This window comes from Sphingomonas sp. P4_D12 (assembly GCF_056401895.1).
On sequence record NZ_JBFUIL010000008.1, the window covers coordinates 159,512 to 183,986 of the forward strand.

Here is a 24,475-nt window from a genome sequence, read left to right on the forward strand (position 1 = left end):
CCCGCTTCTCCCATTCAATCCAATATGGACGGGTCCAGCTTAGCCGAAGCCAAGCGCGGCACAAGGCGGCGGTTGGTCCCCGCAATTTGTCGGACTTGGCGCTTGTCGCATCGGCCAAAGGCGCGGAGCATGAGCGTCATCGATACCGGCTGCGCCGGGCAAAGGGGTTGAGATTTGACCGAACCGAGCGGATCCGATCCGGCGCAACCGGCCAGCGAAGCGGTTGGATTTACGCTGGTCGACTTCTCGATCTACGCGATCGAGAATGAAGTTATCGCGGCGCTGATCGCCGACTATCCGCTGGCCTGGGTGCTGCCGCGCTGCGCCGACGCCGGCCAGCCGCATCTGCTGCCCTTGCTCGCGCGGACCGATGCGGAGGGGCGGGTTGTCACGTTGATCGGTCATATGGGCCGCCGCAATCCGTTGGTCGCGGCGTTCGAGACATCGCCCGAGGCGCTGATCCTGTTCACCGGGCCGCAGGGTTATGTGTCCAACGCCCATGTCACCAACCCACGCTGGGCGCCGACCTGGAATTACGGGCAAGTGCGCGTCGAGGCCAGGATCACGCTCGAGCCGGCCGGCGGTGACGCCGCCTTGCTCGAACTGGTCGAGACAATGGATGCCGAGGAGAAGACCGGATGGCGTCCGGCGGACGCCGGCCCACGCTACCGCGCGATGGAGCAGGCGATCATCGCCTTTCGCGCCGACGTCACCCGGATCGAGCCGCGCTTCAAATTGGGGCAGGACGAGAATATTGGGACGTTGCGCGAAATACTCGACCGGCACCCCGACCCAACGCTGGTCCGCTGGATGCGGCGGATCAACCGCAAGCGGCTGGAAGCTTAACGGACTTTAGGCGCTAGTCTTGGCTGCTCGTGCCGCGGCGGCGCGTTTGCGTCGGGTCTTACGGGCGGAAACGCGCGGACGGCGGCGCTTGAGCCAGAGATAGACCCCGGTGACGCACATGCCGAGCGTGACGATACCGAGCACCAGGTCGAGCGCGACGCCGACCGTTCCGATCATCTCGCCAGTGTGAAGCGGATAGAGCGAGCGCATCAGCTTGAACCCGGCGCTGTCGCTGTACGGATTATCTTCATTCACCAAGCGGCCATCGCGCCCGTCGAACCAATAGGTCACCGGCCCGAGCGCGCGGTAATTCTCGATCCCACCCGGACTGAAGCGCAGCCCGACCAGCCCGCGATCGGGTTCGTATTGCAGCGTCGACGGTGCCCAGCTCAGATGGTTGCGTTGGGCAAGCGCGGCGCCTTGGGCCAGCACTTGGCGATAATCGATCGTGCGCGCGACGGGCGCCGCCAATGCAGGGCCGTCGAACGGCGAGGGCCGGGCCGGCGACAGAAGCTTCACAGCCGGGATCAACGCTTCCCCAAAGAAGTTCATCGCCACCGAGGTAAAGGCAAGCACCGCCAGCGGCAGCATCAGCCACAAGCCGCTCGACCGGTGAAGGTCGAGCAACAGACGCGGCAGCGGGCTCGACCATTTGAAGGTCCAGGTCCTCTTCCAGTTGCGCAGATACGGGCGCTTGAGCGGCCAGGTCAGATAGATGCCGACCAGATTACTGATCAGCCAGGTCAGCGCGATCAGGCCCATCAGCCAGCGGCCCCAGTCGCCTGCGAGCAGCGTGAAATGGAGCTGGTAGACGCCCTGCATCAGATGCGGGCGGTCCCATCCTGGGCCAGTCCTGCGCGTGCCAGCGACCGTTCCGGTCGCGCGATCAAGGAAGACCTGATCATAATCGAGCGCGGGCTTGCCGGGGGCTTGCTCGACCGCAACGATGAGGTTGCGGCCCGCCTTCGCATTGACCGGAAAATAGGTCGCGACGAGCTCTGGATGGTCGCGTTCGAGACGTTCGACCGCGGCGAGCGGTTGGATCAGCGCGGGGCTGCTCGGCGCGAACAATTCGGGGTTGAGCCACGCATCGAGCGGCTTTTCGAAGCAGAGCAGACAGCCGGTGGCGGCGGCGATGGCCAGGAAGGCAAGCATCGCCAACCCCGAATAGCGATGGATCGCCGTCCAGAATTGTCGCCGCTCGATCTGCGTCATCGCCTCAACCCCCAGCCAGCCACCGCAAGTGCCCTCTTGGCGCCCGTCGCGACACCTCCAATCCTAAGATCGGAATGGGTCCATTTGCGGATCGTGCGTCCGACTGGTCGCGAGAGTTGAGACCGAATCGCCACCCTCACACCAGGTTTGCCGAAATAGAATCATGGAGCCTCGGAAAACGCTTCAACGAGAAAATCTCTCATTTTCCCACAATATGGAACATGCACGCAATATTTGGTCTTTACAGCGCGACGTAATCTGTCGGACAATCGGTTTGCGCGTGATGGCGCATGGGAGGTGATGCGAGCCCTCGCAGTGTTTTCGCTCTGGAGGGGGCGGCTCAACTGTCGATGGCGCATCCGAAATGAAAAGAGAGGCGGCTCGCCGAAGCTGCCCTCATCGGGAGAGGGAAATGGGGATGATTTCGAAGAGCATTGGTCGCAGTCGGGCGCGGATTCTGCGGCCGTCGCTTCTGGCGCTGGCCACGGCGTCGGTGTCGATCGGTTTTTCCGGCGCTGCCTATGCGCAAGCGACGCCGCCGGCCGGTTCCGCCGCCGACAAGGGGCCTGAAAAGGCTGCGCCGAGCGACCAGGACACGAGCGCCCCCAACGATATCGTCGTGACCAGCTACCGCGCTTCGCTCGAAAGCGCGATCGACAGCAAGCGCAGCGCGGTCAATATCGTCGATGTCATCAAGGCCGACGACATGGCCAGCTTCCCCGACGCCAATCTGGCGGAGTCGATCCAGCGCATTCCGGGCGTTTCGATCACCAGAGACGGCGGTGAGGGACGGAACGTGACCGTTCGCGGGCTCGGCGGCGATTTCGTTCGCACCCTGCTCAACGGTATCGAGGCCTATTCCGCGACCACCGGATCCACCTTGGGCCAGGTCGCCGGCATCAACCGCACGCGCGGTTTCGATTTCTCCACTTTCGCGTCGGAATTGTTCAACAGCGTCACCGTCAGCAAGACGCAATCGGCGGAGATGGACGAAGGATCGCTGGCCGCGACGATCGATCTTCAAACCGCGCGTCCGTTCGACAAGAAGGGTTTCCGTTTCGCGGTGTCGGGGCAGGGTGCCTATTACGACAATAACAAGACCTTCGCTCCGCGCGTCGCTGGACTGATCAGCGATACGTTCGGCGATTTCGGCGCGCTGGTATCGGTCGCTTACAGTACGCGGAAGGCGCAGGAAGACGGCTATAGCGATACGTCGCAATCAGACTATTCGGACGCGCTCAACGGCTTTTGCGGACGCGCGACCGACGATCCCAACCAACCCGGTAGCCAGGTCGTGAATACGCCGATCCCTTACGTGAATCCGCTTTCCGGAACGGGCAATCGGCCGGCCAATCAGTGTTTCTCCGGCCTCCCGTCAAACGACGCCGCTTATTCGAAGGTCAACCAGCCGAACGTCTTCCTGCCGAGAAATCCCGGGCTGGGGCGGTTCACGCTCGACCAAAAGCGGCTCGGCATAACGGTCGCGCTGCAATACAAACCGTCCGAGAAAACGCAGATCACGCTGGACGGCGTCTATTCGCAATTCGACCAGAATCGCAAGGATTTCGCCCTGTCGCTGGCGTCCAATAACCGCAACGTCAACGGCGCGACCGCCGCATTTCCATTGTTCGCCGGACGCGTCGATACGCAGCTGATCGACGTCAATGTCGATCCGACCGGGCAGGTCGATTACATGAAGCTCAACAATGTCGACATCAAACAGATCCAGGAGGTCAGCAAGACTCGTACAAAGACTTACGAATTCGGCCTTACCCTGAAGGAGGATCTGTCCGACGATCTGACCTTCGATGCGAAAATCGGTGCGGCCGGGTCGGATTTCAATCAGCCTTATGACGTCTTCATTTCCTATGACGGCTTCAACAAGAACGGCTATATCTACGACGCGCGAAATGACAGCCGGCGCCCGCTGATCAACTATGGCTACGACGTCAACAACGCCGCGAACGTCACCTTCACCAACGCCGGAACTGGCCTGACGCCGGATATCCGGCTGGTGAATGCGCGCGTGAAGAACAATCTGTTCACCGCCGCCGCCAGCTTCACCTATCGCGCCAACAGCGCTTTGTCGTTCAAGGCCGGCGCCCAATATAAGAGATTCAATTTCAACGCGCGTCAGAATCAGCGTCCCGCGGCCAGCGGCAACAATACGCCCGATCTGACCAAGTTCGGCTTTGCCCAATTTGCCGCTGACTTCCCGAACCTCTCGGCGCTCAGCACCAGCGTGACCGGCTTTGGCCAGGGGCTGGGCCTCCCGACGGGTTCGGTCAGCAGTTGGGTGGTGCCCGACGTCAACGCCTTCATCAGCAAGCTCGATCTGTTGTGCAATTGCGTCAACAAATATGGCGATTTCACCGTCAACAGTTCCGCTGCGCTTGGTCAGAACAGGGACGTGCGCGAGGAAGACAAAGCGCTTTACGGCCAGGTCAATTTCAACTTCGACGTACTGGACGGTCGCTCGCTGCGGGGCAATTTGGGCCTGCGTTATGTTCGCACCGATGTCGTGTCGGCCGGCTTTACCGGCAGTACGCGCGTCAGCGTGCCCAACGGATATGACGACTTCCTGCCCTCGGCCAACGTGTCGCTGGACGTCACCGACCGTCTGATCTTACGCGCCGCGGCGGCCAAGGTCATGGCGCGTCCTGGCCTGGGCAATCTCAATCCCGGCGGATCGATCAATACGAATTTCGGTGCGCAAAGCGCGTCGATCGGCAACCCCTTGCTCAAACCGTATCGGGCGAAGAATTACGATTTGAGCCTGGAATATTACCCGCAAAAGGGCGCGTTTTACGGCATCGCCTTGTTCTACAAGGATGTCGGCAGCACGATCCAGACAACGGCTTCGCTCGAGCCGTACGGGAACACCGGGCTACCGCTCAACCTCCTGCCTGTGGGACAAGACGCGACGACGATCTATACCGTCACGCGGTCACGCAATACGCCGGGCGGCTATATCGAGGGTGTCGAGGTCAATCTCCAGCAGCCCTTTACCTTCCTGCCCGGCTTCCTCGGGCATTTCGGGGCAGCGGTGAACTACACCTATGTGAAGTCGTCCGTGCTCTACTACCTGTCCACAGCGCCCAACGCGCCGGCAACGCACGATCAGTTCGTCAACGTTTCGCCGCACGCCGTCAACGCGACGCTGTTTTATGATGACGGACGGTTCTCTGCCCATGTCTCGGCGGCGTACCGGAGCGCCTATCTAATCGGCATGCCGTTCAAGCCCGGCGTAGAAGATGGCTATTACAGCTACGGCACCACCAACATCGACGCCTCGATGTCGCTCGCGATCACCAAGCGGTTCAAGATCACCGGCGATTTCCTGAATCTCACCGATCAGAAAGGCGATCAATATAGCGGCAAGGACCGCAAGGCGCAGCGCGTCTTCAGCACGACCGGGCGCTCCGTGTTTTTTGGGGCGGCCTATAGTTTCTGATCGAGCCGGACGGTTATTCTGCCACTGTCGGGGACAATTTGAGAACGAGACCAAAAGGTAAAAGTGAGTAATCGGCCGCGCGGCAGAACGCGGCCCGTTTTGGAGAGATGGAAGACATGAAGCTGATGGCTGCCGCGCTGCTCGCTTTGACCGCCATCGCGGGGTCGACCGCGGTGCCCGCTGCGGATACGCCGCGCGAATGGATCGACGCAAAGACCGGTCATCGTGTCGTTCGGATATCGACCGGCCCCGGCATGTCGAGCCTCTATTTCCACCAGCAGAGCTTCACCCCGCAAGGGGACAAGATGGTCATCTCGACGGCGGAGGGAATCGCTGCCGTCGAGATGAAGACGTGGAAAATTACTCGCGTCGTGACCGGCAAGGGACTGCAATTGCTCTTCACTGGCCGCAAGACGCGCACAGTCTATTACTCGACGCGGGCCCGCTCGGCCGACGGCACGGGTGCGGCGGACCGCGATGGCCAGACCGGCGCGATCGAGGTGTGGGCAGCGGACATCGACAGCGGAAGACCGCGGAAGATCGCCGATGTGCCGGCTGGCGGCATCGCGACGATCAACGCCGACGAAACCTTGCTGGCCGGGGCTGTGACCCAACGCGCGATGCCGCTTCAGCCGGGCACGGCGGGTCGCGATGCCCGGTTCGATCAAGCTCCTTATGCCGCCAACGGCCCCGACGGTAAGCCGCTGACCTTCGCCGAGGCCAAGGAAGTGCGGCTCAACGAACGGCTCGAAGCCAAGATTCCGATGGAGATATTCACCATCGATATCCGCACCGGCCAGCGCAAGACCGTGATCGCGTCGACCGACTGGCTCAACCACCTTCAATTCTCGCCCACCGATCCGGGCCTGCTGATGTTTTGCCACGAGGGGCCCTGGCACAAGGTCGATCGGATCTGGACGATCAGGACCGACGGTAGCGGCCTGACCAAGATCCATGTTCGCACGATGAATATGGAGATCGCCGGACACGAATTCTGGTCGCCCGACGGCAAGACCATCTGGTACGATCTGCAAACGCCGCGCGGCGAGGTCTTCTGGCTCGCTGGATACGACCTCGCGACCGCCAAGCGGCGCTGGTACAAGGTCGACCGCAACCAATGGTCGGTCCATTACAATATCTCGCCCGACCAGAATGTGTTCTCCGGCGACGGCGGCGATAGCGAAATGGTCGCGCACGCGCCGGACGGCAAATGGCTGTACCTGTTCCGTCCCAAAGCGATTCCCGATGTCGCGGGCATCCATGCGCCGGGGTCGGAGGCATTGATCGCACCCGGCACGCTGGACGGCGAAAAGTTGGTCGACATGTCCAAACAGGATTATCGCCTCGAACCCAACGCCCGTTTTTCGCCCGACGGTAAATGGCTCATCTTCCGGTCGAACATGGAAGGCGAGCCGGGCATCTACGCGGTCGAGATCGCGCGCCAGGGCGCCGTGAAGCGACACTCATGACTCTCCGCGGTGCCGGCGACGCGCCGCGAGGCGGCGCCTGCTGCACTTGGCCGACGTCAGCGCTTCGATCGGACGCTTTCGTCGATCGTCACCAGCAAGCCGGCGATGGTATCGCTGACCGGGGTTGCGATGCCGTGCGCTTTGCCCAGCCGACCGACCACGCCGTTGCGGGCATCCCATTCCATCGGACGAGACGCGCGCCGGTCCGCGAGCATCGAATTGACCGAATCCGCCGGCGCATCGCGATAGCCTTGGACGATCGAATCCATCAGCGAGTCGTCGAGATCGGCGCCCTCCGCTCGGCCGACCGAGATACACTCGCGTATCAATGCGCGCATGATTTCGGCCGCGGGCTCGCGCCGCGCGACGCCGCCCGGTTCGTTGCTCAGGACCGATACGGCACCCGCGCTGTTGACGCACAGTTTTCGCCAAATCGCCGTGACAAAGTCCGGGCTCTCGGAGACATCAATCTCGGCCCGGTCGAACAATGCCGCAAAGGCACGCCCGGCTGGGCCCTTGGGTACTTCCATCGTGCCGCGCCGCCGTTGCCGGATGCGACCCGGCGCATCGCGCTCGGCCAGAATATCGACCATCACCGGCAGAAGCCGATCGGTTGGCACATAGTCGGCAAAACGACGCACATGCTCGACCCCATTTTGCAGAACGGCGACGCGCGTTTCCGGGTCGACGAGCTTCGCGAGCCACGCGACGGTGCCGGCGACGTCATAGGTCTTTGTCGCGATGAGAACCCAGTCGACCGGTTGCGCGGCATCGGGCCGCGAAATCTGACGTGGCGCGATGTCGAGACGCGTTGTCGGCGTCTCGACGATCAGGCGATCGAACGGCGTGCGAACGCACAAGGTTACGGAGATCGCATCGGATGACGCCAACCAAGCAGCGACGGTGCCGCCAATCGAACCGGGCCCGACAACAGCGGCGGTCGGTCGCGATCGATGGTCGGTTGGCAAGGCGTCGTCATCCTTCCTATCGTCAGTCACGCCGACCCCTTTCTCTTCCGTTTCCTCCCTCGGACCGCTAGTGAAAGGGCGGGGAGGAAACTATCTCGTCTCGCGACCCTCACGGAAACCAAACGATATTCACCAGTGCGCTGGCGCTAGCGCGGAGATAGAATTCGATGCCGAAAGATACCGACGTCAAGGATCCATACGCTTCGTTGAAGGGCGCGCAATCGCTGATGCGCGCGTTGGACATTCTCGATCAAGTAATCAACGGCCCGGTGAAATCGGCTGACTTGGCGCGCAATCTCGATCTTACGCGATCGACCACCCATCGACTTGCCCAGGCCCTGAGGGCACGCGATTACCTTGCGATCACGCCGGACGGCTATTCGCTCGGTCCGAAGCTTCTCCAGCTCGGATCGATGGCGCAGGAGCAGACCGATTATGTGCGGCTCGCCAGGCCGCATCTCGAGGCGCTGTCGGCCGAAACCGGCTATTGCGTCTTCCTCGGCAAGCGCGAGGGCGACTGGTCTCGCCATCTCGACCGCGTGACCGGGCGGCAGCGCCTGCGGGTGGCGACGGCGCCCGGCGATCGGCGATTGATCGTGGAGACCGGCATCGGAAAAGCGCTGCTGCTCGACCAATCGGAAGATGCGCTGACCAAATTGTTCCAGGCCGAAAAACCCCAGGCCAGCGCGAAGAAGCTGAAAGAGTGGCTCGACGCCATGCGCGAGAACAGGGCGCGAGGCGTGGTGCTTCACGAGAGCGACGCCGGCGACTTCGTGCGATCCGTCGCGGCGCCGGTGAGGAACGACAAAGGCCAGATCGTGGTTGCCATCAGCATCGCTGGAGCGTCCGCCTATCTGACCGACAAGGTTCTCGACGAACTCGCCAATCCTGTGAAGGCGGCAGCGGCCAGCATCGGTGCGACGCTCGGATATCGGGCATCCACTTCCGACTAAACCGATCGCTGTCGCCGCGTGCCGGCAGCGATCGGCGATCCTGAAGAATCGTCGCCCAACTAGGGGTTCGGCATCGTGAACAGCCGGTCATAGTCGCGCCAATGGGCGTTCATGGTGCGGACCTTTTGCCGCAGCACGGACTGGAAATTGGGGCCAAGCTTCATGATCGTCTCCTCGTCTTCGCTGGCTGCAAGATCGAGCAGGGGACGGCTGCTGCCCGACATCAGAGTGTCGAGCGCCACCGCCGTATCGATCTCGCGTCGGGCGGTGTTGATCATGTCGGCGCGCGCCCAATCGTTCTGCACGCCCAGCACCGGATGGGCTTCCGGTTTCACGCCCAGCGCGGTGATGCGGTCGAGCTGCGCCTGGTAACCGACCATGTTGTCGGCCGACTGCAACAAATAGCCCAGCGCCTGAACGCGCTTGCTCGTTAGCCGCCAATAGTCCGCCGCATCGGGCGTGCTCGCCGAGGCCGCGAGGGCATCGAAATCCTTCTGCGCGCGCCGGACGCGCGGTAGGGATATTTCGATGGCGCGTTGGAATAGCAGGTGCGCGCCCCATCCTTCGTACATCCGCATTGCCTGGATGTCGGCCAGATTGGATGCCGATTCTTCGGTCCCGGCCTGAAAGAGGAAGCGGCGATAGCCGACCTTTTCGGCATCGCTCAGCTCGGCCGGAATCGGCACCATCGGCCGTTCGATCCAGCGATTGAGCACATGACCCATGCGCAGCATTGGACCGAAGTCGAGCACGTCGAGATACTTCCGCACATCGTTGAGCGCGCTCCAGGCGTCGATCAATGTGTCGGCCTGGCTGTCACCCACTTCCGCTACGGCGAACCGCCGCAGCGCGGCGAGCCGATCGACCGCCGTCGTCATCGGCTGATCCCGCGTCGACCTGAGCAGCCGGAACGTGAAATCCTCACTTTCGCGATCGCCGAGCAGATAGGCCTTATGAGCACCGCTCGATCTGGTGACGGGATCGAAACTCGGCACGACGAGGCCGACTATCGGCGAGAAGGCGCCGTCATCGATGCGGGTGACGCCGGTCTCGAACGGGCGTCCGTCGGGACCTTCCTTGCCGTTGACGGCGAGATCGGCGGGAAGTTTGCGCTGGATGTTTTCGAGCACGTCCGGGCCGAAGGTCGCGATCATCCACGGCCTTGGCGGTATTTGATTGATGTTGATGCGGACCCGATGACCCGACGCGGCGGCCGCTTGCTGGATGTTGGTCATGAAGCCGACGACCCTGTCGGCGAGCGGCACGTCGCGGTTTTCCGATGCGCCATTCGCGCCGGGATACAGCCCTGGCGCCCAATCGAAGCCCGACCCGGCATCGGTCGTGACCCATAGAAACGTTTCGACCTGCGGGCATGCCGACAGCAGCGCATTGGTCGCCTCGCGATACATGGCCAGGACATCGGGATTCGCCACGTTCGGCGCGAAATAGACCTTCTTCGATCGCGTGACTTGATCGATGCGAGGGCCGCGATATTCGGGATGGGCGGCGAAGAATGCCTCGGGCAGGACGCCGGGCTCGTTCGCGCTCCAGATCGCCTTCAGGTCATATTTGCCCAGAATCCGGCAGCGCTGCGTGACGATGCGCTGGACCCGCGCCGCATAGGCCGCATCCATGAACGGACGGACCGCCGTGGGCGGGAACATCTTGAACAGGGTAGCATGGTGCGCGAACCATGCCGGATAGGGATCGTCGGCGTCCAACTCCCAATAGGCGATCGGAAGCCCTTCGGTGACGACCACCTCCGTCGCCCCCAGTTCGTGCGCCATCCTGGCCCGGCGGTCGAAATCGGCGAGATCGTCGGCATCCCGGCTGGCCATCGAGGCAGCGGCCGACTTATCGCTGGAGGCGACGATCTTGCCGGCGGCAATGGCGGGCGGGGCGACCATCGTCGGCGCGAGCACCGCAAGAAGGGGCATCGTTACGGCGCGCCACATCGACAGACGTCTCATATACTTACTCCGATCGTGCGGCGGCGACCTAGTCACGGCCGGAATCGCCCAGTCGTTTGCGCCCGGGAGCGTCGGGCGCGACGATCGGCACCTGGTCGAGCGCTTCGGGTATCAAGGCCAGGCACTGGATCGCCGCCAGCCCCCATTGCGCCGAGGCGTTGGTCGATACGCCCGGCCATTCGAGCACGTTATCGACCATGTGCCGCGGGTCGCGCGGCCAGGTCCCGAGCCCGGCATCGCCCGACAGGAACTCGCCGGCCGCGCGCGTCGCCAGCGCTGCATCCTTCTCCTGGAACGCGGCATAGGCGGTGAGCCGCGAATGCCCCTCGCGCAGGTTACGCGGTCCGAACGGAGGCCCGAACTTGGCCAGATAATCCGCCTGCGGCGCGTTGTACCAACGGCAATATTCCAGCCATGCGGCTCGATAGGACGGAACATCGAGCAGGCGCAGCAGCTCCGAACTGACTTCGACCGCGCCGAACACGGCATTGAGATGGGACAGCCCGATGCCGCGTTTCTGGTCGATGAAGCGGCCGGTCGCCAGTTCGAACGGCGCGCTCCCGGTCATCCAGCCATGCGGCAGGCGGCCGATCGTCTCCAGCCCGGCGACGATCCGATCGCGCCACTTGGTGTTGCCGGTCCGCTCCCACTCGGTCAGCCAGGCGGCGGCAAGCGGGCACCAGGTGGTGCCAAACGTCATCTCGATCGTGCCGGGGGGCAATTGCGGTTTCTTCGCCCCGGGGACCTTCCGTCCGATCTCGACGCCGGTCAACGCATGGTCGGACGTGATCAGCGCGCGCATCAAATCGCCGACCCGCTCATCGGCGGTCAGGTAATAATAGATCCGGCGGTAGGTGGCGTTGCTGACGCGCGGTTGTTTCGAGCTGTCGCCCCAATGTTGCACGCCATGGCGCGTGCCGAGACCGGCGAAACGCCCGGTGTGATAGACGTCGACTTCGCTGGTGTGGCGCGTCATCGCTTCGGCCAGGCGCCAGGTTTGCGCGTCGCCGGTGCGGAGTGCCTGATACCATAGCCACAAGTCGGTCGAGAGCTCGCTATTGTCCCAGGCGAAACCGCCAATGTCGTAGCGCCAGCGATGGCGGTCGGCGTCATAGGTGTGCATCACATCGCCATGGTTCCAGAAACCGTACCAGGAGCGGCGATCGACCTCACCGGCATAGAAATCGACCAGATTGGACAGCTGGTTTTCGATCGCGGTGCGGTTGGGAGTCGAGCGGTCGGGAAGACCGTAATCGGCGAATATCCCGGCGGCATGGAGGTGCGCGGGGGCGGCCATCAATTGCGGCGGTTGCGCCTGAGCGGTGGCCATCGCCGCCAACCTGTCGTGATCGGGCGTGGCGGGCAGCGCCCATAGCATCAATTCGCTGGTGCGTGCGATGCCCGAGGCGTCGTCCCAGCCGGGTTCGTAATCCTCATAAGTGACCGACAGCCCCTCATTCTGCGCGTCATAGCCTTCCATGCCCATCGTCCCGTGATAGGGGCGCAGGTCCATGGCGGGCGCCTCGGGCGACCACAGCCAGGCGGTCAGCTTTGCGGTGTCGCCGGTGGCGCCGTCGATGTGCAGCGCGGTCGGGTGGCGTTGCCAGAAATAGCGGACGCCGATCGCGGTCCCTCCGTCCGGTCCCCCGACATAAGCGAGGCCAGGGGCGCGCCGCCCTTCCGCGGCGTCGACCCATCCCTGGTCCGCACCAGTGCGCTTGGCCAGCGCCCAACCGTTGGCGGTCGGCTGCTCAAGGCGAAAGTCGCCCCAGGCGGGAATGCGGTTCAGCGTCGCGCGGACCGCATTTGCCATCTGGTCGAGCGGGGGTGTTGCGCGGCCGGCAATCTGTGCGTCGCGAAACGCCTTGCCGGGGTCGCGACGCAGCCCGGTCAGCGGGCGGACTCCTTCGGCGAACATCTGGCCGCCTGTGGCAATGCGGACGTGACGATCATGAAGCTCGCCGCGCATCGGCACCGCCGCGCTGATGCCGAGCGAGGAAAGGAAATCGCGGCTCGCGCTGCCATCGAACACCACCGAGTGCACGATACGCAGACCGGGCGATCCGGCATAGGCGTAGAGGCGGACAGTGAACGGCATCCAGGCGCGCTCGCCCGACATATGGTGACCGTCGATCCGCACCACCGCACGGACCTGCCCGCGCTGCTCGATCGTCGCCGTATCGATCCGGCCGGTGAACGGCGTGTCGGCGCCATGGATCGGTTCGGTACGCGACGACCCGACCAGCGAGACGGGACCGAGCACCGGCCTGCCGCCCTGCGTCGCAGACCGGATCAGGGCGTCGCCGCTCTTCGCGATTTCCCAAGCGAGGTCGCCGATGCGGATCGTGATCGCGGCGGCGTTTTCCGCGACCGCGACCGGCTGGGTTGGCGCCAAAGGTCGGCCGCGCGTGACGGTCAGCGCGTCCGGCGACAGGTCGGCGGGAATCGCGTGCGCGGTCCATTTGACCGACCCGTCGGGCCAGGTCGCGGTGGTCCAGCCTTGCGACGGCACCGGCTTTCCTGCGCCATCGAGAACGGTCAGCGGCGTGTCGCGCTTGATGGTGCCGCGTGGCCAGGCGACGCCAAAGGTCTGGCCGCCATGCAGGGCGGGCGCCTGGCCGTCGATCCAGTGCACGGGTGCGGGGACGAAGCTGACCATCGCGGCTTCCAGCCTGATCGGAAGCATGGTTGTCACGCCCGCCAACAGGCCGGCCTTCAGCGCGTCGCGACGGCTCAGGTGCATCTCTATCTCCATCAACGGCAGGGGCCGGCAGACCGGCGGACAGGCAACGGGTTCCGAGCGATCCGTACCTCGGATCGGACGTCCGCATGTTGGCTAGTGTCGGTGGCGGTCGCGGGGTGCATGCCGAAAGGCATGCCAGCCAGCCGGATTATGCCCATTGCCTCGTCACCCCTTTTTCCTATCCCGCGCTGTTGCCGCGCGTTTGTCCTATCGGATCAGGATTACTCGCCTAGCATGTCCCGAAATATAGAAGCAATGTCTACATGTTGGGAAAATTGTAGCAAATTATCTCAGCTGGTTGCGGCTGGTAGGACGTGATTGCATAATGCGGAACAAGATGACGAAGGAGAGAAGGATGCGGGTGCCCAGCGTGCTGATCGGGGCTTTGGCCATGTTCGTGACGGCAAGCGTGCAGGCATCGTCGCCGGCGCCAATGCGCATCTTCATCGCCAGCGATTCGACCGCACAGGATTACAAACCCGACAAATATCCGCAGTCGGGATGGGGCACCATGCTGCGGTGCGCCGTGGGTCCGGAAGTGACGATCGAGAATCGCGCGATCGGTGGGCGCAGCACCAACAGCTTCATCCGCGAAGGCCGGCTCGACAAGATCGCCGCCGATCTGAGGAAGGGCGACACCCTGCTGATCCAGTTCGGCCATAACGACGCGAGCATCGACAAGCCCGAACGGTACACGACGATCGAGCAATATATCGCCAACCTCCACCGCTTTCTCGACGTGGCGAAGAAGGCAGGGGCGAGGGCGGTCATCCTCACCCCGGTCGCGCGTCGCGATTTCAAGGACGGGGTCGAGCAGCCGAGCTTCCCCGCTTATGCCGATGCCGCGCGCCGTGTGGCCAAGGAAACGCACACGCCGTTGATCGACCTGGGCAAGAGCTCGCAGGCGATGGTCCAGGCGCTGGGCCCGGATGCCGCCAAACCCTATTATCTGCATTATGACGGGGCGGCAGGGGCGCCGGGTTATCCCAACGGCGTCGCCGACGACACGCATTTCAGCGAGATTGGCGCGCGCCATATCGCGGACCTGGTGGCGATGGGCCTCAAGGCATTGCGCCTGCCGATTTCGAAACGGGTGACGCCGCACGTTCCCGCGCTGACCCGCACCGGTCCGCTGGGCGGGCCGTCATGCGCCTGATCCCGATCGTCGCGATGATCGCCGCCGCGACGATCCAGCCCGCTTCCGCTCAGGTCCGCCGCTTTGCGCTGGGCGCTACGTCAACGTCCGCCGATAGCGTCGCGGTCGCACCAGGCCGCGCCTATGCGGACGGATATGGCTATGAAGCAGGCAGCGACCGGCTGTTCTCGGTCGCGGCGGCACCAGGCAATTACCGCGTGACGGTGACGATCGGCCTGCCGAACCTGGCGACCGAGACAACGATCAAGGCGGAGTCGCGCCGCCTGATGGTCGACGCCTTGAAGGTTGCGGCCGGACGGCACGCGACCATCAGCTTCATCGTCAACGTGCGCGATGCCAAATTGGTGCCGCCGCCGGCCAATGCACCCGGCGGATCGCAAGTGCTGCTGAAGTCGCGTGAGCAGGGCTCGTTCAGCTGGGACGACAGGTTGACGCTGGAGATTCTCGGCGAGCATCCTGGTGTGACCGCGATCGCGATCGAACCGGTGACATTGCCCACCGTGTTCCTGCTCGGCGATTCGACCGTCACCGACCAGCCGGCCGAGCCGGCGGCGAGCTGGGGACAGATGCTTCCCACCTTCTTCGCCCCCGACATCGCCATCGCCAATCATGCCGAGAGCGGCGAAACGATGAAGTCGTTCATGACCGAATTGCGCCTCGCCAAGGTGCTCGAACTGGCCAAGCCCGGCGACTGGGCGTTGATCCAGTTCGGCCATAACGACCAGAAGGCGAATTGGCCGCAGACCTATGCCGCGGCCGAGACGACCTATCGCGATTACCTGCGCACCTGGATCGCCGAGTTCCGCCGGCGCGGGGTCACGCCGATGCTGGTCAGCTCTCCCGAGCGGCGTTTCTGGACGGGCACGAGAATCCGCCCGACCCTGAGCGACTATGCCGCGGCGGTGAAGGCGATCGGCGCCGAGCTCGGCGTGCCGGTGATCGACCTCAATGCCATGAGCATGGCCTTTTATGAGGCGCTGGGCCCGGATCGGGCGCCCATTGCCTTCAACGACAACGGCAAGGACGCGACGCATCATGACAATTACGGCGCCTGGGTGCTGGCGAGGTGCGTGGCGAAGGGGCTGGCGGATGCGAAGCTACCGCTGGCGCTGCATTTGAAAACCGACCTGCCGCCGTTCGATCCGGCTCGTCCGCCAGATCCGGCGGGCTTTCGGCTGGCGTCCAGCGTCGCGCATGACGCGCGCCGTCCGGAGGGCAATTGATGCCGACGCGTCGCTCGCTGATCGCCGGCTCCATCGCCGCATCGTTTGCTCTTCCCGCGACCCTGAGCGCGGCGCCGGGCGCGCCCGACACGGCGGGTGAAGGCGTCACGGTCGATCGCTTCCCGATCTGGTCGAAGATGCCGCCGGGCGCACCGACGCCGGCGGTGGTCGAGCAATGGGTCAAGAGATCGCCCAATGGTGGCGCCGACGACATTGCATGGCCGCATGTCGCCTCACCGATGCTGACTGTGGTCAAGCCGGCCAAACCGAGCGGCGCGGCGGTGCTGATCTGTCCGGGTGGCGGCTATGCCCGGGTTGCGGTGGGTCGTACGGGCGGCGCGATCGCGCGCGACTTCGCCGCGCGCGGGATCACCGCGTTCGAACTGTTATATCGGCTGCCGCACGACAATTGGGCGGCCGGGCCGGACACACCGCTTCAGGATGCGCAGCGCGCTATGCGGGTGATCCGCGCCGGCGCGGGTACGCGCTGGACGGTCGATCCGGCGCGCGTCGCGGTCACCGGCTTCTCAGCCGGCGGGCATCTCGCGGCACGGCTGGCGAGCCGGTCCGAGCTTGTGACCTATCAGCCGCAGGACTCCGCCGATCGCCTGTCCGCGGCGCCGGCTGTGGCGGGGCTGTTCTTCCCGGTCATCACGATGCTCGACGACAGCGTCCATGCCCAGTCGCGCCGCGAATTACTCGGCGTGCACGCTGCGGATCCGCAATGGCAGCAGCGTCTTTCGGCGCAACGCGATTTGCCGGCGTCGATGCCGCCCAGCTTCGTCGCCTGCAACGGCGATGACCCGGTGGTGCCGTTCCGCAATGCGATGCTGATGTTCGAAGCGTTGAAGGCGGCGAAGGTCCCGGCCGAATTGATGGTGTTCGAAAAGGGCGGTCACGGCCCGCCGGCCAACCACAAGGACGGCACGTCGGTGCCGTGGCTGGACCTGTTCCTGGCGTGGAGCCGCGATCACGGCTGGCCCGGCTGACGCCCCCCGAGCGGAAGACTCCATGAAGCGGGAAGGGCGGCGCAACCGTTATTGCGCCGCCGTCTCGCTCGGTTTCAACGCGCCGGGAAAATAGCTGAGATGCGGAGGCTGGTTATAGGCAGTGTTCTGCCAAGCCACGCCGGCGCGGTAGACCGGATCCTGCATCAGCGTGACCAATCGATGCGTCGTCGGATAGGGCGTGGTGTAGATGCGGAGCTCGCGATTGTCGGCCGAGCGCCACACCACTTCCTCGCGCCAATCGCCCAGGATGTCGGCCTGAAGGGCTGGGGTCGCCTTGGTGCCGTTATTCGACGCGACGTCGTCGGGATGCAGCAGGGTGATAGCGGTGCCGGTATTCCAGTCCCATTTGCTGATCGTCGTGCCGTCGAGCAATTCCTGCAGCAAATCGCCGTCCCAATAGATCGCGAAATTGGTCTGCCGCGGCGCCGGGCCGATCGCCTTGCCATGGACGTCGAACAGGTCGCGGCTGTTCGACCCCCAGAGTTCGTCGCCGACATAGCGCGGGTCGATATCCGCGGCGACGCCGCGCCCGGTGTCGGTCTCGGCCGGCTTGGTCCACAGGACTTCGCCCGTGCGCGCGTCGAGCAGGCCCGAACCGAGCCCGCCATTCGCCTTCACTTCCTCGAACACGCCCCATTTCTCGAGCCCCGGACGCAGGGGGTCAAGGTCGCCGACATGCATCGTGTCGCCGTGATAGAGCGGGTCGGTCCATAGCCCTTTGCCATTGTCGTCGACCGCCATCGATCCGTAGATCACCTCGTCTCGGCCGTCGCCGTCGACATCCGCAATGCTGAGCTGGTGATTGCCGCGATTGCCATAGTCGCCATTGCCGGGCGCCGCCGAATCGAACAACCAGCGCCTGGTCAGCTTGCCGTTGCGGAAATCCCAAGCGGCGATCGCCGTGCGGGCGTAATAGCCGCGGCCGAAAATCATGCTGGGATGCCGCCCGTCGAGATAGGCGGTGCCGGCCAGGAAGCGGTCCACGCGATTGGCATAGCCGTCGCCCCAGGTGTCGCGCAGTTGCTCGAAGGTCGGATTGCCGCCGGGATAGCGGGGCGGGTCGTACGGCGTGGTGGCCAGCGCCCGGCCGGTGCGGCCGTCGAACACGGTGAGATATTCGGGGCCCTTCAGGATGCGGCCCTTGAGCGGCGCCACTTTGGTCCCATCGGCGAGCAGCTTGGCACCGGTACGATCGGGCTGCGGCACTTCGCCGTCATGACTGCGCCAATCGGCCTTGGCATCGCCGATGACCTTACCGGTGCCGTCGACGGTTCCGTCGGCTGTCTTCATCGCCACTTCGGCGCGGCCATCGCCGTCGAAATCGAATACCTGGAACTGCGTGTAATGCGCGCCTGCGCGAATGTTCCTGCCCAGATCGATCCGCCACAGCCGCTTGCCGTCCAGCGTATAGGCGTCGACGAAAACGTCGCCGGTATAACCCGCCTGGCTATTGTCGTGGCTGTTGCTGGGATCCCATTTCAGGATCAGCTCGTAGCGGCCGTCGCCGTCGAGATCGCCCGCCGACACGTCGTTGGCCGTGTAGGTATAAGTTTCTCCATCGGGCTCCGTTCCGCCCGGTGGCGGGGTCAGCGGGATCGACAAATACCCTTTGGGCATCATGATCGCCGGGACGCTCGCCTTCCTTGTCACGGGAGCGCCGGCGACGCGCACCGTATAATGCGCGGCGGCCGACCCGCTGGGATCGACGAACGAACTGGTCTCGGAGATCGGTTTGGCGTTGATGCGGCGCCCGTCGCGATAGACGTCGAACCCGACATTGCGTGCGTCGCTGTCCAGCAGGCGCCAGCCGACCAGCCAGCCGCCACCCTTGGCCGGCGAGGCGATCAGCCCGCGATCGAGTCGCTCGGCCTCTCGCGGCGGCGCCGCGCCGACGGCGTTCGCCATCGCCAACAGGGTGCCGATCGCGGATGTCGCGACCAATATTCTCCCGAAGCCCCGCATCATCTCTCTCCCGCTGGATCAGCATCCAATTATCCTACTTAATAGGATTGCATTCCACGTTTTGGCAACATAGAGTGAAACGAGTGCTCACAATGTGGGCATCGAAAGCGAAAGCTGCTGGACGACGGTAAAGGCCGCGTCACGAGAGGGGATGACGATGAACGTGCGATTTTTTCCCGCAGGAATCACCGTGGCGCACGGCCGTCCAGCCTCTGCCGCCCGCATCGCTTTCGCCGCCAGATAATCAGAAGCGCGTAATTCGCGCCGGCCGGGAAGGGTGCCGGGGCAATGCGAAGGCGCGAGTACAGGAGAGAGATCGATGACTGCAGATCGCTGGCGGAAAGGGCGCCGCCTAACCACTACTTCCGTTCTCGCCTTGACGCTGGGTTGCGCCACCGCCGCGCCAGCGTTGGCCCAGACCGCGCCTGCCACGCCGCCGCAATCGGATCCTGCGTCCACGCCTTCGCCCGCGCCGGGAACAGCGAGCCAGCCGCAGACGGCCAAGGCGCCGCAGGCCGAAGATCAGGCCGGCACGTCGTCCGAAGGCACCAAGGGCGAGATCCTGATCGTCGGCACGCGCGCGTCGCTGCGCTCGGCGATCGCGCGCAAGCGCAATGCGGGAACGGTGGTCGATTCGATCGTCGCCGACGACATTGCCAGCTTCCCCGACAAAAATGTCGGCGACTCCCTCGCGCGCGTGACCGGTGTGCAGCTCAGCCGCGATTTCGGAGAGGGGGTGCAGGTGTCGATCCGCGGCGTCGAGCCGGATCTCAACCGCGTCGAAGTCAACGGGGTGACCCAGATGTCGGCGCTCGGCACCCGCGGCGGCGATTTTCGCGAGCTAGCGACCGAGTTGGTCAAGTCGATCGACGTCTACAAAGGCTATACCGTCGATCTGACCGAGGGCGGAATCGGCGGGACCGTGGCGATCGAGCTGCGCAAGCCATTGGACTTGACCAAGCCGCTCGCCAGCGTCGTGCTTTCCGCGCAGCATCTCGACACCAGCCAGGATTGGCGGCCGCGCGGGACCCTCGTGATCGGAACGCCCCATCTGTTCATCGACGGGCTCGGCGTACTGCTCAACGTCACTTATGACGACGTCACGACGCGCCAGGATTATGCCAGCAATACCAATTACAAGCGCTTGGCAGATTTCGATCATTCGGATCAGAAGACCGTCGCCGACCCCAATTACTCGGCGTTCAACACCTATGGTAGCTGCGCGAATGTCGGCAGCACGTCGACCGCGACGTTCGCGACGCGCCGCACAGCGTGTGAGACGCAGTTCTTCGATTGGGTGGCGCAGGTGCCGCGCTATCGCAACCTGGTGCGCCGCGACAAGCGCCTGTCGGGCGACTTCACTGTCCAATATGAGGTCGCGCACAATCTTCGCTGGTATGCCGAGGCGACGATCAGCAACCGCGACCAGCGGTTGATGGACACCAATTATTCGCTCGATATCGGCCGCTATCAGCGCTTTCAGCTCGACCCATCATTGGGCACGAGCTCGACGCCGCAGGTCAAACTCGGGACGTCCACGGTCGATGGCAACCACGTCGTCACCAGCTATACGACTGCTTTGAACTCGGTGAATATCGGCACCGCGGCCGCGCCGGTCTATAGCGGATCGAGCAACATCCTGGGCGTCCAGCGCCGGGACTTCCAATACAATCAGAAAACGCAATACTTCACTACGGGCTTCGACTGGGATGTGGGCCGGCTCAAGGTGAAGGGCATGGGGTCCTATGCCAAGGGCAGCACGATCGGCGACACCAATCTCATCTCGCTGAGCACCGGGATCGCGGGTGTGTCGGTGGATACGCGCAACGCGCTGGGTATTCCCGTGCTGACCTATCCGAGCAGCGTCGATCCGGCCGATCCCAACATCTATGTCGACTATAACCGTGCCGGAAATGTGGGCCAGGCGGGGCCGGTCCTGCAATATCGCCCCGCCCAGTCGAGCAACACCGAAAAGCAGGTGAAGCTAGACTTCGACTGGCAGGTCGATCTCGGCCCGCTGAAGATGATCGAATTCGGCGGCCAGGGCCGTTGGCAGGATTATATTTCCTATACTGGCGGCGGTTCGCGGCTGATCTCGGCGCCGGGCGTCACGCCGCTCGTCTATCAGAGCAGCGCCAACGTCTCCTACACGACCAACGTGGTCAATGCGGCGACGGTGCCGCAGCGCGTGAACGGTACCACTTACTACATCACGCGCGCGGAATATGCCGGCTTGATCGACGCGCTCGGCACCATGAGCGGCGGCGCGCCGTTGTTCACCGGCCTGCAGGGCGCTCCGGACTCGATCCCCGGTCGTATCTCCTACGCCAATTTCAACTCGGACATCCTCAGCAAATATTATGACTTGTCGGGCTTCGACCAGGATCTCGTGCTGAAGGCCAATGGCCTACCGCAAATCCCGGCCTACCAGATCAGCGAGACGGTGGCCGCCGGCTATCTGAAGGCCGATTTCGCCACTCATGTGTTCGGGATGCGCCTGACCGGCAATGCCGGCGTGCGCTATACCTTCACCAAGGACAGCGGCATCGGTACCAATATCAGCCGCGTGACTCGCTTCAATTCGACCGGCGGGACGGAGACGGTGGTGCTGGCCGCGCAACAGGCGACGCTGAACAACAGCTATGCCGATGTGCTGCCGGCGTTCAACGCGGCGCTGGAATTCACGCCCAATCTGGTGCTGCGCGCCAATTGGGCAAAGAACCTGGCGCGCCCGAAGCCGACCGACCTCGTGCCGAACATCAATTGCCTCGACGATGCCACGGTCGCCTCCGCCGATGACGTTTGCACGGCGGGCAATCCCGACTTGAAGCCCTATCGTGCGGACCAGTGGGAGCTCAATCTGGCCTGGTATGCGAACAAGGATACGCTGGTCAGCCTGGGTTATTACAAGAAATACGAATCGAGCTTTGTCGTCCCCAACGTGACTCGAAGCGGCGTGGACCTGTTCCACGACGGCATCACCTATACCGTCCGCCAGCCGGTCAACGGGTTCGGCGCGTTGCTCGACGGTGTCGAGGCGAGCGCGCAAACGGTGTTCAGCTTCCTGCCCAAGCCCTTCGACGGCTTTGGCGTGTCCGGAAACCTGACCTATGCCCGGGCGATCCGCACCAACCTGACCAATTCGGCCACCGGTGCGCCGCTCAACGAATATCCTGGCCTGTCAACCTGGACCTGGAATGCCAGCGTCTTCTACGACAAGGGCTGGCTGAACGTCCGGATGAACTACAATTACCGGTCGGATTGGCTGGTAACGATCGCCGATTCGAACAACGGCAACCTCCCGATCTATCGCAAGGCCGAGGGCTATCTGGACGGCAAGATCACCCTTCGCTTCCCCAAATGGCATTTCAGCGTGTTCGCCGAGATGCAGAACATCAACAAGGAATATTCCAAGTCCTACATCAAGGGCATCGGCACCTCGGAAGTCTATTATCCTGGGCAACGTTTTTTTATAGGAGTGCAGGCTAAATTTTAAATTAATGACATCAAAATCGTATAATATTCTATATTTTATTCAAAATTAAAGTACAGGAGATGAATATGATTGTAAGATGCATTAAATATTGCGTGCCACTTTTGTTTTTTTCGGCGCAGGTGTCTGCTCAAGACGTTCCTCCTCCAGACCCTAAAGATGCATGTTATCACCAGTGTTTCTGGGAATATACAAATTGCACAGGCTCCGGTGGATACGCACAAATGGAGGCGTGCATGCTCTCACTTGATAGCTGCACCGCAAGCTGTGACACAATAGGATATAATGTGCTTCCGAATATGATTCCAAAAGTTGATCCGAGGCAAGCTAGATCCAATGTAGCATAGCGGTTGTATAGAAGTATTAATTTGATATGCTCAACTATATCAATAAATATTTCGCTGTTATGGCAGGTCGGCGGCTATTCTGCGGCCGACCTTCTTTTTTAGCATGGAGATGACGCGCCGAGACTTAAGCCTGGGCCTAGCTGCCGGGGGGTTGCTTCCGCTCGCCGCGCATCCGTTCGACGTCCGGGCCTTCGGCGCCAAAGGTGACGGGCGATCCATCGACGGTGGCGCCTTCAATGCCGCGATCATCGCGGCCGCGCGCGCCGGCGGCGGCACCGTGCTGGTACCCCCCGGGCGCTATCTTTGCTTTTCGATCGAACTGAAGAGCCACGTCACCATTCAGTTGGCGAAAGGCGCGGTGATCGAAGCGGCCGATCCGGCGCGGCACCCAGGACAATATGATCCGCCCGAGGATTTCGACCAGCTCTATCAGGATTTCGGGCATAGCCATTGGCGCAACAGCCTGATCTGGGGAGAGGATGTCGAGGACGCCGCGATCACCGGCCCTGGCCTGATCCACGGCTTGGGCCTGACGCGTAACGGACCGGGCGCGCGGTGGAAGGCCCAGATCGGGGAGCGCCCGCTGTCGATGAAAGGCATGACCGGCGCTCAGATCGCCGCCCTGGAGCCTGACGTGACCGCGATGCGCGGAGCGGGCAACAAGGCGATCGCTCTGCGCAACGGCCGCAACATCCGCTTGGTCGGATTTTCGATGCTGAAGTGCGGGCATTTCGCGATCCTCGCCACGGGCACGCGCGACCTGACGATCCAGGATCTCACGATCGACACCGAGCGCGATGGCATCGACCTGGACTGCGTGCAGGATGCGCTGGTCGAGAATTGCCGCGTCAACACGCCCAATGACGACGCGATCGTGGTCAAGGCCAGCTATGCGCTGGGTCGCGCGATCCGCGCCGAACGCGTGACGGTGCGGCGTTGCGCGGTGTCAGGGTACGATCTGGGCACGATGCTAAATGGCACTCGTCGCAAGACGCAGCAATTGGCGCCCGATCGCGATCGTGTGACGGGCCGGATCAAGCTGGGAACCGAGAGCAACGGCGGCTATCGCGATATTCTGATCGAGGATTGCCTCTTCACCCATTGCCGCGGTCTCGCGCTGGAGACGGTCGACGGCGGAGTGATGGAACATGTCGTCGCGCGCCGCCTGACGATGCGCGACATTACCACCGCGCCGATCTTCCTGCGGCTGGGCGATCGCCGGCGCGGGCCGCCGGGGACCGGGATCGGCGCCATCCGCGACGTCGCGATCAGCGACTTGGACGCGACCGGTATCGACCATCGATATTCCGCGGCGATCGCGGGCCTCGTCGATCATCCGATCGAGAACGTGAGGCTCGAGAATATCAGGCTGACCTATAACGGCGGAGGCACCGAGGCCGACGCCGCGCGCCGTCCCGAGGAGCATCCCAGCGCGTATCCCGAACCGAGCATGTTCGGCCCGTTGCCGGCCTGGGGGCTATGGGTGCGGCATGCGCGTGGGCTGACGATCGAAGGCCTCCAACTCGCGGTCTCCGCACCCGATACGCGACCGCCGATCCTGCTCGACGATGCCCCGGATACGGCCATCTCCCGGACGCCGCTTTGGCGCGGTCGTGATTGACCCGTGAGGCGATCTCGGATACCAGATTTTGAACATACATACCAC

14 protein-coding genes are annotated in these 24,475 nt (G+C 63.4%); 9 read left to right on the plus strand and 5 right to left on the minus strand.

The features are described 5' to 3' along the window. Window positions 1–174 precede the first annotated feature (174 nt). Window positions 175–846, plus strand: a complete 672-nt coding sequence (locus tag AC1DSD_RS17120) for an FMN-binding negative transcriptional regulator (RefSeq protein WP_478031772.1) — start codon at window positions 175–177, stop codon at window positions 844–846. 6 nt (window positions 847–852) lie between these two features. On the opposite strand, the gene AC1DSD_RS17125 is transcribed toward AC1DSD_RS17120, so the two are convergent. Beyond that, window positions 853–2,061 carry a PepSY-associated TM helix domain-containing protein gene (locus AC1DSD_RS17125; RefSeq protein WP_478031773.1) on the minus strand — a complete coding sequence of 403 codons (1,209 nt, stop codon included), beginning with the start codon at window positions 2,059–2,061 and terminating at the stop codon, window positions 853–855. Window positions 2,062–2,479: 418 nt separating this feature from the next. On the opposite strand from AC1DSD_RS17125, the gene AC1DSD_RS17130 reads away from it, so the two are divergent. Both AC1DSD_RS17130 and AC1DSD_RS17135 read left to right on the plus strand, forming a co-directional pair. Then, window positions 2,480–5,515, plus strand: a complete 3,036-nt coding sequence (locus AC1DSD_RS17130; RefSeq protein WP_478031774.1) for a TonB-dependent receptor — start codon at window positions 2,480–2,482, stop codon at window positions 5,513–5,515. A gap of 116 nt (window positions 5,516–5,631) precedes the next feature. Next, window positions 5,632–6,984 carry an oligogalacturonate lyase family protein gene (locus AC1DSD_RS17135; protein WP_478031776.1) on the plus strand — a complete coding sequence of 451 codons (1,353 nt, stop codon included), beginning with the start codon at window positions 5,632–5,634 and terminating at the stop codon, window positions 6,982–6,984. Window positions 6,985–7,040: 56 nt separating this feature from the next. On the opposite strand, the gene AC1DSD_RS17140 is transcribed toward AC1DSD_RS17135, so the two are convergent. Next, complete coding sequence (locus AC1DSD_RS17140) at window positions 7,041–7,982, minus strand: 2-dehydropantoate 2-reductase (protein WP_478031777.1); 942 nt, start codon at window positions 7,980–7,982, stop codon at window positions 7,041–7,043. A 137-nt stretch (window positions 7,983–8,119) separates the two neighbouring features. On the opposite strand from AC1DSD_RS17140, the gene AC1DSD_RS17145 reads away from it, so the two are divergent. Beyond that, a complete protein-coding gene (locus AC1DSD_RS17145; protein ID WP_478031779.1) occupies window positions 8,120–8,905 on the plus strand; it encodes an IclR family transcriptional regulator in 786 nt (261 codons plus the stop codon). A 59-nt stretch (window positions 8,906–8,964) separates the two neighbouring features. On the opposite strand, the gene AC1DSD_RS17150 is transcribed toward AC1DSD_RS17145, so the two are convergent. Both AC1DSD_RS17150 and AC1DSD_RS17155 read right to left on the minus strand, forming a co-directional pair. After that, a complete protein-coding gene (locus tag AC1DSD_RS17150) occupies window positions 8,965–10,875 on the minus strand; it encodes a hypothetical protein (RefSeq protein ID WP_478031780.1) in 1,911 nt (636 codons plus the stop codon). Window positions 10,876–10,903: 28 nt separating this feature from the next. Further along, a complete protein-coding gene (locus AC1DSD_RS17155; RefSeq protein ID WP_478031781.1) occupies window positions 10,904–13,618 on the minus strand; it encodes an exo-rhamnogalacturonan lyase family protein in 2,715 nt (904 codons plus the stop codon). Between the two features lie 355 nt (window positions 13,619–13,973). Between AC1DSD_RS17155 and AC1DSD_RS17160 the strand changes: the two genes are divergently transcribed. Genes AC1DSD_RS17160 through AC1DSD_RS17170 form a run of 3 tightly spaced genes read left to right on the plus strand, consistent with a single transcriptional unit; the run spans window position 13,974 to window position 16,986 of the window. Then, complete coding sequence (locus tag AC1DSD_RS17160; RefSeq protein WP_478031782.1) at window positions 13,974–14,774, plus strand: rhamnogalacturonan acetylesterase; 801 nt, start codon at window positions 13,974–13,976, stop codon at window positions 14,772–14,774. Beyond that, the gene (locus tag AC1DSD_RS17165) at window positions 14,765–15,997 is read left to right on the plus strand and encodes a rhamnogalacturonan acetylesterase (RefSeq protein ID WP_478031783.1); all 1,233 of its coding nucleotides are present in this window, start codon (window positions 14,765–14,767) and stop codon (window positions 15,995–15,997) included. Before AC1DSD_RS17160 ends, AC1DSD_RS17165 begins: the two co-directional genes overlap by 10 nt. After that, window positions 15,997–16,986 carry an alpha/beta hydrolase gene (locus AC1DSD_RS17170; RefSeq protein WP_478031784.1) on the plus strand — a complete coding sequence of 330 codons (990 nt, stop codon included), beginning with the start codon at window positions 15,997–15,999 and terminating at the stop codon, window positions 16,984–16,986. Before AC1DSD_RS17165 ends, AC1DSD_RS17170 begins: the two co-directional genes overlap by 1 nt. Window positions 16,987–17,034: 48 nt before the next feature. Here AC1DSD_RS17170 and AC1DSD_RS17175 read toward each other — a convergent pair whose 3' ends face one another. Next, window positions 17,035–18,969 carry a rhamnogalacturonan lyase gene (locus tag AC1DSD_RS17175; RefSeq protein WP_478031785.1) on the minus strand — a complete coding sequence of 645 codons (1,935 nt, stop codon included), beginning with the start codon at window positions 18,967–18,969 and terminating at the stop codon, window positions 17,035–17,037. Between the two features lie 319 nt (window positions 18,970–19,288). On the opposite strand from AC1DSD_RS17175, the gene AC1DSD_RS17180 reads away from it, so the two are divergent. After that, complete coding sequence (locus AC1DSD_RS17180) at window positions 19,289–22,465, plus strand: TonB-dependent receptor (protein ID WP_478031787.1); 3,177 nt, start codon at window positions 19,289–19,291, stop codon at window positions 22,463–22,465. Between the two features lie 453 nt (window positions 22,466–22,918). Next, window positions 22,919–24,430, plus strand: coding sequence for a rhamnogalacturonidase (locus AC1DSD_RS17185; RefSeq protein ID WP_478031788.1), 1,512 nt, complete (start codon window positions 22,919–22,921; stop codon window positions 24,428–24,430). Window positions 24,431–24,475: the final 45 nt, after the last annotated feature.